The organism is Castellaniella sp. FW104-7C03 (assembly GCF_040276085.1).
In the GTDB taxonomy this organism is placed as follows: Bacteria; Pseudomonadota; Gammaproteobacteria; order Burkholderiales; family Burkholderiaceae_B; genus Castellaniella.
Window position 1 is genome coordinate 223,863 of the sequence record NZ_JBELOK010000002.1, and the last position, 12,933, is coordinate 236,795.

Annotated in this window: 12 protein-coding genes and 1 tRNA gene; 5 read left to right on the forward strand and 8 right to left on the reverse strand. The window is 58.1% G+C overall.

Annotated features, from left to right (window positions below):
* Nucleotides 1–24: 24 nt before the first annotated feature.
* Complete coding sequence (locus ABS758_RS03005; protein ID WP_350380526.1) at nucleotides 25–735, reverse strand: TerC family protein; 711 nt, start codon at nucleotides 733–735, stop codon at nucleotides 25–27.
* A gap of 274 nt (nucleotides 736–1,009) precedes the next feature.
* A complete protein-coding gene (locus ABS758_RS03010) occupies nucleotides 1,010–2,188 on the reverse strand; it encodes an MFS transporter (protein WP_350380524.1) in 1,179 nt (392 codons plus the stop codon).
* 153 nt (nucleotides 2,189–2,341) lie between these two features.
* Between ABS758_RS03010 and ABS758_RS03015 the strand changes: the two genes are divergently transcribed.
* On the forward strand, nucleotides 2,342–3,427 hold the full coding sequence (locus ABS758_RS03015; protein ID WP_350380522.1) for an ADP-ribosylglycohydrolase family protein: 1,086 nt from the start codon (nucleotides 2,342–2,344) through the stop codon (nucleotides 3,425–3,427).
* Nucleotides 3,428–3,455: 28 nt separating this feature from the next.
* Here ABS758_RS03015 and ABS758_RS03020 read toward each other — a convergent pair whose 3' ends face one another.
* Nucleotides 3,456–4,148, reverse strand: coding sequence for a hypothetical protein (locus ABS758_RS03020; protein ID WP_417276716.1), 693 nt, complete (start codon nucleotides 4,146–4,148; stop codon nucleotides 3,456–3,458).
* A 320-nt stretch (nucleotides 4,149–4,468) separates the two neighbouring features.
* Here ABS758_RS03020 and ABS758_RS03025 point away from each other — a divergent pair, with 320 nt between their 5' ends.
* From ABS758_RS03025 to ABS758_RS03035, 3 genes are read left to right on the forward strand one after another with little or no spacing between them, the layout of a single operon-like run.
* Entirely contained in the window at nucleotides 4,469–4,903 is a 435-nt protein-coding gene (locus tag ABS758_RS03025) for a hypothetical protein (protein ID WP_350380518.1), read from the forward strand.
* Entirely contained in the window at nucleotides 4,900–5,424 is a 525-nt protein-coding gene (locus ABS758_RS03030; RefSeq protein ID WP_350380516.1) for a plastocyanin/azurin family copper-binding protein, read from the forward strand. The genes ABS758_RS03025 and ABS758_RS03030 overlap by 4 nt, the downstream gene beginning before the upstream one ends.
* A 53-nt stretch (nucleotides 5,425–5,477) precedes the next feature.
* Nucleotides 5,478–7,136, forward strand: coding sequence for a glutamate synthase-related protein (locus tag ABS758_RS03035; protein ID WP_350380513.1), 1,659 nt, complete (start codon nucleotides 5,478–5,480; stop codon nucleotides 7,134–7,136).
* Between the two features lie 118 nt (nucleotides 7,137–7,254).
* Here the strand turns inward: ABS758_RS03035 and ABS758_RS03040 are convergent, their stop codons facing one another.
* From ABS758_RS03040 to purB, 3 genes are all read right to left on the reverse strand, one after another.
* Nucleotides 7,255–7,959, reverse strand: a complete 705-nt coding sequence (locus ABS758_RS03040) for an RNA polymerase sigma factor (protein WP_350380511.1) — start codon at nucleotides 7,957–7,959, stop codon at nucleotides 7,255–7,257.
* 130 nt (nucleotides 7,960–8,089) lie between these two features.
* Nucleotides 8,090–8,165, reverse strand: a tRNA-Lys gene (locus ABS758_RS03045).
* A 121-nt stretch (nucleotides 8,166–8,286) separates the two neighbouring features.
* On the reverse strand, nucleotides 8,287–9,663 hold the full coding sequence (purB, locus tag ABS758_RS03050) for an adenylosuccinate lyase (RefSeq protein ID WP_350380508.1): 1,377 nt from the start codon (nucleotides 9,661–9,663) through the stop codon (nucleotides 8,287–8,289).
* Between the two features lie 227 nt (nucleotides 9,664–9,890).
* Between purB and ABS758_RS03055 the strand changes: the two genes are divergently transcribed.
* A complete protein-coding gene (locus ABS758_RS03055) occupies nucleotides 9,891–10,511 on the forward strand; it encodes a glutathione S-transferase (protein ID WP_350380506.1) in 621 nt (206 codons plus the stop codon).
* Nucleotides 10,512–10,580: 69 nt separating this feature from the next.
* On the opposite strand, the gene mnmA is transcribed toward ABS758_RS03055, so the two are convergent.
* Entirely contained in the window at nucleotides 10,581–11,711 is a 1,131-nt protein-coding gene (mnmA, locus tag ABS758_RS03060) for a tRNA 2-thiouridine(34) synthase MnmA (RefSeq protein ID WP_350380504.1), read from the reverse strand.
* On the reverse strand, nucleotides 11,704–12,933 hold the full coding sequence (glcF, locus tag ABS758_RS03065; protein ID WP_350380501.1) for a glycolate oxidase subunit GlcF: 1,230 nt from the start codon (nucleotides 12,931–12,933) through the stop codon (nucleotides 11,704–11,706). The genes mnmA and glcF overlap by 8 nt, the downstream gene beginning before the upstream one ends.

The following is a 12,933-nucleotide window of genomic DNA, read 5'->3' on the forward strand; positions in this document are numbered from 1 at the left end:
GCCGGCCGACAGCAGCCTGCACAATCAGGCCCGGGCCGCCATTTGTTTGCGTTTTTGTTTGGCCCACAACAGACCACCGCCCACCACCAACAAGGCACCTACGATCTCGGCAATAATCTTCCACATCGCCGGGGCCTGCCCCCAGTGCTCTACAACGAACACGTCGGATATCAGCATGCCGCCGGCAATCCAACCCAACAAGGCCGCGCCCAGAGTAACCACAACAGGGAAGCGATCGATGAGCTTGAGCACCAGGGTGCTGCCCCAGACAATAATGGGCACACTGACCAGCAAACCAAAGATGACCAGCCCGATCTGATGATCCGCATGCGCATTTTGTGCCGCACCCGCAATGGCAATCACGTTATCCAGGCTCATGACAAAATCAGCAATGATGATGGTTTTGACTGCGGCCAGCACTGACGATCCACCTTTGATTTTGTCGTGGCCATGGTCTTCGGGCAGCAACAGCTTCATGCCGATCCACAGCAGCAGCAAGCCGCCCACCAGTTTCAAGAAGGGCACACTGAGCAGTGTCAGGGCAAAGGCAATCAGCACTACGCGCAGGATAATGGCCCCGGCAGTGCCCCACAAGATGCCCTGCATTCGTTGCTTATGCTCTAGATTGCGGCACGCAAGGGCGATGACGACGGCATTGTCGCCTCCCAGCAAAATATCAATGATGATGATCTGAAAGACCGCGCCCCAGTGCAGGGTCTCGATGAATTCAAACATGAAATCTCCAATAAAAAAGGCCTGAAGCCCATTACAGGCCAGGCCATTTCTTGGAAAAGAGACGCGCCTTGCCCTATGTGGCAAGGTCTTGCTCGCAACCCCTTGGATTGCCCGGACACCGGGTGCCTGCGTAAAGCATGCTGCCGTCGTGACGATGTCGCGGAGAAGGTGAGCTACTCCCCTTGATCGAAGGATTATACTGAAAAACAGCCAGCGTATATACCGCCGGATAAAAAATCAGGCAGAACAACACCCTGCGGGAAACACCGCTGCATCAGGCAGGCATAAACCGCCAGGCAATAAACGCTGCCACACATTGAGACAACAGCAAACTGGCCACTGCGCCCGGCCAACTGCCCCAGGCATAGCCAATACCGCACAACCAGGCGCCGGTAAACCCACCGCAATAATAGGCTGAGTAATACAAGCCACTGGCCAAAGAGCGGCCCTGGGTGATGCGTCCGGCGATAAAACTCATGGTGGCCGACTGAATGATAAACACACCACAGGCGGCAACCGCCAGGCCGGTCACCACCAGCCAGGAAGGCACCGATAGTGTCAGTGCCACACCGATAGCAGACGTAAACAAACTGGCCAACACAGTGGTGCGCACGCCAAAGCGGGGTATCAAGCGTCCTGATAAAGGCGTGATGAGCACACCCAGCAAATACACCGTAAAAATATTGGCCAACTGGCCAGAGCTGAAGTAATACGGCGGCTCAGCCAGGTGCAGATTGACGAAGGTAAACAGGCCGATCAAGGCAAAAAAGACGGAAAACCCCAGCGCACAGGCGGCTTGCAAGGCGGGATTACGCAGCAGTTGCCCCAGCGAGATCAGGCTGGACTTGACCCGGGCGTTGGGCACGAAATAACGCGAATCAGGCAAGCCGCGCCACACCACCACAGCCCCCAACAGGTTCAGCACTGCCATGATGGCAAACGCGCTTTGCCACGGCATGAACTCAACCAGATGGCCCAGCAAAAATCGCCCCAGAAACCCGCCAAACACGCAGCCCGACACATACAGCGACACCATGCGCACCATCAGCGGGCTGCGAAATTCTTCGCCAATGTAGGCCACCGCCACCACCGAAACACCAGGCACGGCCAACCCCTGCAAAAAGCGCAGAATCAGCAAACCCTGAACGGAGTCCACCATCGGCATGAGCCCCGTGGGTACCGCTGCCAGGAAGACGGACGCAATGATCAGCGGCTTGCGCCCCACCGCATCCGAGAGCATGCCCACAAAGGGAGAAATCAACGCAACGGCCAGCACCGTCATCCCCACCGAGTTGCCGATCTCCACCACACTGGCGTTAAGGTCGCGCTGCAGCTGGGGCAGAATCGACTGGATGGAATACACCTGGATGAAGGCAAACAACCCCACCAGTGCAATCGTCACTTTAAGCAAACGGCTGGCTTGATCCGGGGCGTGAGAAGGGGTGGCGGGCACAAAAAGGATCTGAAGAGGAGGCGAGCGGTGATTATAGACGCCGGCCGGCCAATGCCCCTGAAAGGCTGATCGGCAGCCGGGGCCGCGCACCGGCTTGCCACAAGGCTGCGCAGCGCCGCATACTGAAGGCCTCTGCCTCAATCGGGATTTTTCATGAGCAACGCCATCACCATAGAACAACGAGCACGGGGTGCCCTAATGGGCGCGTACATCGGCGACGCGCTGGCACTGGGCCCGCACTGGTACTACAACCTCGATGAACTGCAACAGACATACGGGCCTTGGATCAGCGACTACACCGAACCCAAACCCGGCCGTTACCATGCGGGGCTCAAGGCGGGGCAGTCCTCACAAGCAGGTTTTATTCTGGATTTGCTGGTGGAATCGCTGACAGACCAGGGGCAATACAACGAGGCCCATTTTTGTCAGCAACTGGACACCAAGCTGTTTCCCCAGTTGGACGGCACGCCGATGCAAGGGCCCGGAGGCTATACCAGCCAGTCGATCCGCGAGGCATGGCGCTTGCGTGTGCAGCAAAAAAAACCTTGGGATCAAGTTGCCGGCCTGGCCGACACCACCGAAGCGGCCGAACGCATCCTGGCGCTGGCCATCCGCTATGCGCTGCAACCAGCAGAGCTGGCCCGTTGCATCTCCAGCAACACTGCCCTTACCCAATATGACACCACCGTGATGGCCATGACCGTCGCCTATGGCTGCGTGCTGGGTAGTCTGGTACGCGGCGAGCCCCTGGACACGCAAACCTCCGGGCGTCTGATGACACTGGTACACGATGGCGTCCTGCCCTTCCATGCAGTGACATCCACAGGTGAGCAAACCCCGCCGCCCGGCCCTGAAGCCCCCCGGCAGGTCGGACAGTTTCCCTCGCCCGACGCCTTACTGACCGCTTCATGCATCCTGCAAGCGGCTACCGACCCCGACATCCGCATCGATCCGGCCTGGAAAGCCTCTTTGGTATACGGCATGCCCTGCGCGGTTTACCACCAGTTTCCAGCCGCCTACTATCTGGCAGGCCGTTTTCAGGGAGATTTCGAACTGGCCGTGCTGCATGCCGTCAACGGCGGCGGCCAAAACCAGGCTCGGGCCATCCTGACAGGCGCACTCTCGGGTGCACTGGGAGGAATTCAATCGATTCCCGAGCGCTTCATCACAGGCCTTGAAAACCACGCGCAGCGACAAAAATGGGCACAGCAACTGGGCAAACAGGCGGCAGGAAAGTAAGTGCAGAGGCTTGACTGTGGCTGCCCGGCTAGCGCACTGGCAGAAAATTGAAAAACAGCAAGCCCTGTACATAATTGATCCCTATGCGCCGCATGCTCTCGTCCTGCAGTTCGGCCACCAGATCCAGACGGGCCACCATGCGGCCAAACTCGCGCTCGAAGCTCAGGTTGGCCACGCCTTCACCCAATTGATTGGACAGCAGCAGGGGCCGGCCTTCGGCATCTCGCCGGCTGGCCAGCATCCAGGCAGCCACCTCGAGATTACGGGCGGCGTTAAAGACGTGTGTGGCATTCACCGAATCTGTGACATGAAAACGGGTTTTGCCACCGTGTGCGGCAATGATCATATTTGCCATGCCCAGCACAAACGCAGCCACCCTGTCTCCGGGATAGCGCGGATCCATCGCCACGGACAGCACTTCAATATCCCGCAAACCATCCAGCTCGGGGGGCACCTCGCCCAGCAAAATGCGTGCATTGCCCTGAGCCAGGGCCGAATTCAAATCAGTAAAGCCAGCCTTGCGCCACTGGGCCGGATTGCGGCGATAGAGTTTTTCGAGCAAGCGCTGCAAGCTGTCCAGGTTATCGCGCATCGCCAGGGTTTCCAGCCGATTGATATCGCTCTGGACAAGCTGATCGCCTGAAAATACCTCACTGCGCGGCCCCGGATTGGTCCCTGAAGTAGCCGCACAAGCCGATAGCACACATATCAGCGCACCCATGGCCACTGTCCGTGCAGCACGGTGGTGGAATCGATCACGGTTCATACATCGGGTGTCCATGGATGCACGGGAATCTGCGAGAGCGTATTTGCCGACACTGACGCACCCCCTGGCGCGGCCAACCAAATACCCGTTGGACTTTAGCACATGCTCCTCTGCCCTCAATGGCTTGGAGACAGGTGGTACGCCGCCCTGCCCGGCTGCCCGACACCACGTGTTTTTGCATCACCCGTTTGCGAAATATGAAACGGTTTCCAGCCCACCGGCATCCAATGCAGTGAAGAACAGCGATGGACGCTGTCTTATTTCAGGAGAAACTCATGATTCGTTCCGTGCTCACCGCAACCGCTACCGCTGCCGCCCTGATGCTGTCCTTGGGCAGCACTTCTGTCATGGCGGCAGAAACCTCGGTTACCAACGCCCCCCCAGCCACCCCGTACAAGGCGGTCAGCTCACTGGTGAAACTGCCCGACTTCATCCCCGGTCTGGGCCAGTTGTTTGTCGACCCGGACACCCTGCCCGCTGGCCCCTTCCTGGGCTATGACCACGACGGTAAACTGGTCAGCACCACCTATATGGTGCCGCTGTCCATGATGAAAGCTGATATGAAACTCAGCGATCTGAAAGCGCCTGCCAGCACCGTAGACCACGTGGACATGATGTACAACGCGGGCCATCCGGGTGTTGCCGAACCCCACGTGCACATCGTGCTGTGGAATATCCCGGCCGACCAGGAATCTCGCGTCGCCAAATGATGGATTTCACCCATAACCCCCGACGCCGGCTATTGCTGTCGGCCGGGGGCGGCCTGCTATTGTCGGCAGTCCTGGTTCGTCGCGCCGGGGCTGCAGATGAGGTCGAGATCGCCATGTCCGGCACCACCAGCGGATCAGAAGTATGGTTTCGGCCGCGAGGCCTGCTGATACATCCTGGCCAGACCGTCCGGTGGATCAACAAGGATGCGGGCAATGTACATACCAGTACCGCCTACCATCCTGACAACAAGAAAGCATTACGGATCCCCAGACAGGCCAAGTCCTGGAATTCAGACTACCTGATGCCCGGAAAATCTTTCAGTGTCACGCTGGATATCCCTGGGGTTTACGACTATTTTTGCCTGCCACACGAACACGCCGGCATGGTGGGCCGTATCATTGTCGCAGGTGAAAACATCCCTGCCCATCCGTATGCCGATACGGATTCACAGCTTCCGCAGGCGGCAATTGACAGGTTTCCTGCTGTCGCAGACATCCTGCGCCTGACTCAGATCGAGTAAGCCATCAAGGGCGGGCACTGCCCGCCCTTAAACCATTCAGAGAAGAGGATACGATGAAACCGGTTGTTGCCTTTAACGCACCCATCGCAGTCGATCTGGAAGCAGGCAGGGAATACTATTTCTGCCGCTGTGGACGATCCAAGAATCAACCTTTTTGCGACGGCTCCCACCGGGGCACCGGGTTTACGCCCCTGCGCTTTGTCGCTGAAAAACAGGGAGAAGCCTATCTGTGCCGCTGCAAGCAAACTCATAATGCGCCATTTTGTGATGGCTCGCACAAGAAAGTGCCAGCCTCGATGGTAGGCAAAGAGTTCTCACTGGACGAACCTGTAACCGCTGATAAGGCCTCATCGGACAACACACCCCCATCTTCAGGTGTTACTGCAACAGCAACCCAGGCATCCGCTGTCGACCAAACCACATATCCGGCCAGGGAGCCCACCGCAACGTCTGCCAACCAAGCCCCTGCGGCTGAACCCACCCCAGAAGAACCCACGGTGGCATTTATTCACCAGTTGGCGCGCGAGGGTCTAAGCAAAATGGGCCACCACGGCCCAATCGACGCGATGGGGGTTCCACGCAGCCAGTTACCCGACTGGAACAATATCCAGTTGATGGTGGCCCAGTTGGCAACACAACCCTTGCTGGAAGACATCCCAGTAGAAACCGGGCTGGTGATTGGCCCGCAAGCGCGCCGCCCCCTGCAGCTACAGATTCCGCTGCTGGTCAGCGACATGAGCTTTGGCGCATTGTCAGAAGAAGCAAAGGTATCATTGGCACGCGGCGCCCAGTTGGCCGGCACGGGCATTTGCTCTGGTGAAGGCGGCATGCTGCCAGAAGAACAATCCGCCAATCAACGCTACCTGTTTGAATATGCCTCGGCCGGCTTTGGTTACCGCGAAGAGCTGCTCTCCAAAGTGCAGGCGTTTCACTTCAAGTGCGGACAAAGCGCTAAAACGGGTACCGGCGGCCATCTGCCTGGCAGCAAAAATATAGGCCGCATCCCCGAGATCCGCCACCTGACCCCTGGCACGGATGCAATTTCTCCGGCCACTTTCACCCAATTGCACAGCGTTCCGGACTTTGCACGATTTGCAGACCATGTGCGCGAAATCACCGGTGGAATTCCCATTGGATTCAAGCTCAGTGCCCAGCATATCGAGCAGGACATCACGTTTGCAGTAGAGGCCGGGGCTGATTACATTATTTTGGACGGGCGCGGCGGTGGCACCGGCGCTGCACCGCTGCTATTCAGGGATCACATTTCCGTCCCGACCATTCCCGCACTGGCGCGTGCCCGCCGCTGCCTGGATACCCTTGGCGCCAGCGGCCGTGTCACACTGATCGTGACAGGCGGCCTGAGAACACATATTGATTTCGTCAAAGCCCTGGCACTTGGCGCCGATGGCATCGCCCTGGCCAATTCAGCCATCCAGGCAATTGGCTGTGTGGGTGCCCGTATCTGTCACACCAATCAGTGCCCCAGCGGCATCGCCACGCAAGATCCCGTCTTGCGCAAACGTCTGGACACACAGGCTGCGCCACAGCATCTGGCAACGTTTCTCACTGCCAGCACCGAGCTGATGAAAGTGATGGCCCGTGCCTGTGGGCACCGCCGCCTGGCTGAATTCAATAAAAATGATCTCGCCAGTTGGCACAAGGATCTGGCCGAGCTGGCAGGTATTGAATGGTCTGGATATCGGGCAAACTAAGCTGCACCGAAGGTAGACAAGATGGCACCGAGGGCCTGGTGACAGCCGTCTAGATGGCTCGACAGGCCCAAGGTGCCAGCTTTGTTCTGGGTAAAATAATGACTTTGAATCAGGCAGGTTAAGACGTAAACACTACGCCTGCCGCCCTGAGGCGTTGATGGACGCCTGCCACGATGCGATCACAACGCTCGCCGGCAAAAGAAAACGCCTGGCCCAGCTGCGCATCTACCGATGCCTGCAACCCCGATTGCAGCAATTTACGGGCACGCATGTAATGCACCCGTACGGTGGCCTCGGGGATATCAAGCGCTGCCGCCACCTCGGCGGAAGACATTTCTTCGACCCCTCGCAACATGAACACTGCGCGATATTTTTCGGGCAAGGCATCGATTTGCTGCTCGATGGCACGACGCATCTCGCCACGCCAGGCAGTCTGGTCGGGCTGTTCGGGGCTGGCTATCGGAAGAAGGTCATCGGACATGGCTTCGCTTATCTGTTCCTCGGTCTCTAGCCATTGGATGCGCAAATCGTGCGATTTGTTTCGCCGCAAGCGCATCAAGGCTTCGTTGACCACAACACGAGTGAGCCAGGTGGACGGCCGGGACTCTCCGCGAAAATCGCGTATATGTGTGAAGGCCTTGAACCAGGCCTCCTGAACAACGTCTTCGGCATCGGCTTCGTTGTGCAAAATACCACGAGCCGTACGATATAACTTTTGATTATATTTACGCATCAGCACATTAAACGCCGAGACGTCTCCGGAGGCAGTTCTGGAAAAAAGCTCGGCGTCTTCGGCCTGCGCAAGATTGATGACAGTATCCATGAATGCCCCCCTGCTCCGTAAATCTGTTATGACAGTATTTTTACATAGTGTGCAACCATTATAGTGTCTGCACAAAGACTAGACACAAAAAGGCCAGTTCTGAAGAACTGGCCTAAGTGCTTGATATCTTTGGTGGGCTGTGACAGGCTCGAACTGTCGACCGACGGATTAAGAGTCCGCTGCTCTACCAACTGAGCTAACAGCCCTTCGCAGGTTTTGCGAAGAACGAAACTATACACCCATTTATGGGCCTTCGCAAAAATAGCGGGGCGTGCAAACACTGCCCCTCTGTCGGCTGCACACTGCCTTAAACAGGACTACAGCCCATCAAACAGCCTGGGCCAGGCGAGCGGCCAGGCCAGTGTAGCTGCGCGGCGTCATGGCCAACAGACGCGCCTTGGGTTCTTCGGGAAGATCCAGGCCCGCGATAAAGGTTTGCAGGGCTTCTTGTGTAATGCCCTTGCCGCGCGTCAGCGCCTTGAGTTGCTCGTAGGGATGAGGCAAACCGTAGCGACGCATCACGGTTTGTACCGGCTCTGCCAAGATCTCCCAGCAGGCGTCGATATCGGCATCAATGGCAGCCGTATTGATCTCAAGCTTGGACAGGCCCCGCAGGCAGGCATCATAGGCGATCATGCTATAGCCCAGTGCCACCCCCAGATTACGCAGCACAGTGGAATCGGTGAGATCGCGCTGCCAACGGGAAACAGGCAGTTTTTCGGCCAGGTGGCGCAGCATGGCATTGGCCAGGCCCAGGTTGCCTTCGGAGTTTTCGAAATCGATGGGATTGACCTTATGCGGCATGGTAGAAGACCCGACTTCGCCGTCTTTCAGACGCTGCCTGAAATAGCCCAGCGCAATATAACCCCAGATATCGCGGTTGAGATCCAGCAAAATGGTATTGACCCGGGCGACTGCATCAAACAGCGCAGCCATCCAGTCGTGCGGCTCGATCTGGATGGAATATACGTTTTGGGCAAGACCCAAAGACCCCAGTACCCCAGCCGAGAACTCTGCCCAGTCGATTTCCGGGTAGGCTGACAGATGCGCGTTGTAGTTGCCGGTGGCGCCATTCATTTTTGCCAGCGGCTGCACGACACGCACGGCATCCAGAGCTCGATCGAGACGTGCCACCACATTGGCAAACTCTTTGCCCATGGTGCTGGGCGTGGCCGGTTGGCCGTGCGTGCGCGACAACAGGGGCTGATTTGCATGCTGATGGGCCAGTTGGCGCAGCCGAGCCACCAGCGTTTCGATGGTGGGCACCAGTACGGTTTCGCGGGCGCGCCCCAGCATCAAGGCATGCGAGGTGTTGTTGATGTCCTCGGATGTGCAGGCAAAGTGGATGAACTCGGCGGCGCGAGACAGTTCTGCATCATCGGCCACCTGTTCTTTAAGCCAGTACTCAACCGCTTTTACATCATGATTGGTGGTGCGTTCAATGGCCTTGATGCGGGCAGCATCTACTTCTGAAAACTGCTGCACCAGTGTATTTAGCCGCGCCTTGGCGCCTGCAGAAAAAGCTGGCAGCTCGGGCAGGCCCGCATCAGCCAGGCCAATCAGCCAGGCGATCTCGACCTCGACGCGATGGGCCATGAAACCCGCCTCGGATAACAAGGGCCGCAAGGCGTCAACCTTGGCTGCATAACGTCCGTCGAGAGGCGACAACGCATTGAGTGCGCTGAGAGAAGAGTCTGTCTGCATATCGGGAGTATGTGTAAGAGCCGGCAAGCAAGGGCGTTGAATCTGCCCGGGCGCCGCAATGAGGGAAGTAGCGATTCTACCATTCTGGGGGTCTGTCAAGCACGTGGGCGGATAAACCACACCTGCACAAGCCCCAGGCTAAAATACCCCGGTTGGACTCCGGCTGAAACAGGATCCGCCCAATAGCCCTGATATACTTTTTCTGACTTAGACTTCTATCGCTTGCCATGAGATTGATCGGTTCCCTGACCAGCCCGTACGCCCGTAAAGTTCGGATCGTGCTGGCAGAGAAAAAGCTCGACTACGAACTGGTACTGGACGACCCCTGGGCGGCCAGCCCTCAAGTCGCCCAGCATAATCCACTGGGCAAGGTTCCATGCCTGATTCTCGACGAAAACGATGCGATCTTCGACTCTCGCGTGATCGTCGAATACCTGGATGCCTTATCGCCGGTCGGGCGTCTCATTCCGCCTCCCGGGCGCGAGCGCGTCGAGGTCAAACGCTGGGAAGCCACGGCTGATGGCATCATGGATGCGGCCACCAACATGGTGTTCGAATCCCGCCGCCCAGCCGAGCAACAAAGCGCCGGCAACATCCAGCGCCAAAAAGACAAAATAATTGCCGCCCTGCGTTTTCTGGACGACCTTCTGGGCGATCAACCGTATTGCTCCGGTGTCAACCTGTGTCTGGCCGATATTGCCGTGGGTGCAGCCTTGGGCTACCTGGATTTCCGCAACCCGGATCTCAACTGGCGGCCAAACCACCCCAACCTGACACGCCTGATCGAAAAACTCGCTTCGCGGCCCTCGTTTTCGTCTACACGCCCACCTTTACCCGACGCACATTAAGCGCTGTTGCAGCACATTGCCAAGCATAGGCAAGCACACCTGCCAGGCAGGCTGCCTGTTGCCTTGCTGCTACACAATGATGCCGCCGCCCAGGCATACCTCACCGTCGTACAACACAGCCGACTGCCCAGGTGTTACCGCCCACTGAGGCTGCTGAAAATCAAGCGTAAACATATTGTTGCCCTGGGCCGCCAGCGTACAAGCCGCGTCTGTCTGGCGATAGCGCGTTTTGGCGCTGAAAAAGCCGTTTTCCGGTGCTCTGCCCGCAACCCAGCTGGCATCTTGTGCCATCAACGATGTGCTTAGCAAGCTGGGATGGTCATGGCCTTGCACCACCCGCAGGGTATTGGTTTCAAGCTCTTTTTGCGCAACATACCAGGCATCGGCAGTGCCATCATCGCGCTGTGCGCCATGGATACCACCGATTCCCAGCCCCTTGCGCTGACCCAGCGTGTAAAAAGCCAGGCCCTGGTGCTGGCCAACCTGTTGGCCTTCGGGCGTCAGCATGGGGCCGGGCTTGGTGGGCAAATAGCGGTTCAGAAACTCTCTGAACGGGCGCTCGCCGATAAAGCAAATCCCCGTAGAATCCTTTTTGGCAGCGTTGGGCAAGCCAATCTCGGCCGCAATGCGCCGCACCTCGGTCTTGTGAACCTCGCCCAGGGGAAACACCGTGCGCGCCAGCTGGGGTTGGTTCAGGCGATGCAGAAAATAGCTTTGATCCTTGCTGGCATCCACTGCCTTCAATAGCTGGCTGCGGACTCCGTCGGCCGTCTGGACGCGCCGCACCCGGGCGTAATGCCCAGTGGCGATGAAGTCGGCCCCCAAGCCCATGGCATGGTCCAGAAACGCCTTGAACTTGATCTCGGCATTACACAGGACATCCGGATTGGGTGTGCGGCCTGCGGAGTATTCGCGCAGAAAATCTGCAAAAACACGGTCTTTGTATTCGGCGGCAAAATTGACGGCCTCGATGTCGACACCCACCACATCGGCCACACTGGCCGCATCCAGCCAGTCTTGCCGGGTGGAACAATACTCACTGTCGTCATCGTCCTCCCAGTTTTTCATGAACAGACCGATCACCTGATACCCCTGCTGCTTGAGCAGCCAGGCCGTTACGGAGGAATCCACCCCACCCGACATACCCACCACAATGCGTGCACCGGGCGCGGGGGCGCCCTGCACCATCACATCAGCCATGCATGGCCTCGTCCACGGTTTCGATCCAGTGACGCACGGGTGTCTCGGTGCCGCTTTGCAAATGACAAATGCAACCAATATTGGAGGAAACGATGGACTCCGGAAGGGTGGTCTGGATCGCCTGCAACTTACGGTCTCGTAGTGTCTTGGACAGTTTGGGTTGAGTAATGGAGTAGGTGCCCGCCGAGCCGCAACATAGGTGAGGCTCATCGAAGGCCTGCAAGTCGAATCCCAGATCAGACAAGAGGCGCTCGGTAAGCGGCCGCAGGCCCTGCCAGTGTTGCAGGGTGCAAGGCGGATGAAACGCGCTGCGCCCGGGGGTGCGCACCATTTTGGCACGCACCTCGGTGGCCATGGGGGCAAGCACCTCGGCAACATCCTTGACAAAAGGCATGAGCCGCGCGGCACGATCAGCATACGCGGGGTCATGCTTTAAGTGATGGGCATAATCCTTGATCATGCCTCCGCAGCCGGAGGCATTGACCACCACCGCCTCTGCCTGGCCAGACTCCAGCAAAGGCAGCCAGGCATCCACATTGGCGCGCATCTGATCACGTGCTGCCTCTTGGGCATCAAGGTGAAAATTGATGGCTCCGCAGCACCCGGAAGACGCCACAAACTGCGTGCCCACGCCCAGCGTATCCAGCACTCGCTGGGTGGCCGCATCAATGGATGGCAACATGACCGGCTGCACACAATTGCTGAGCATCAGTACCTGGCGTGCATGCCGCTGCGGCTGCGTGGGCAAGGCACCAGCTGGCCGAGTGGCCGAGATCTTGCCTTGCAGGACGGCCGGCAGCACTGGGCGCACGAAGCGCCCCATGCGATAGAGCGGCCCAAACGCAGGCGACATCATCAGGCGGCGCAGGCTTGTGCGCAAAAGGCGCTGGTGCCAGGGGCGCTGCACACGCTCGCTGACCAACTGTCGCCCGATATCCACCAGCTTGCCGTACTCGACCCCCGACGGACAGGTGGTCTCGCAATTGCGACAAGTCAGGCAACGATCCAGGTGTTTCTGTGTGACATACGTGGGCTGGACGCCTTCGAGTATCTGCTTGATCTGGTAAATACGTCCGCGCGGGCTGTCCAGCTCATCACCAAGAATCTGGTAAGTGGGACAGGTTGCCAGACAGAAACCACAATGCACACAACGACGCAGGATTTCATCGGCTTCCTGACCGATATCCGTATCTTTTGCCCACTGGGCAAGTTGGGTTTGCAT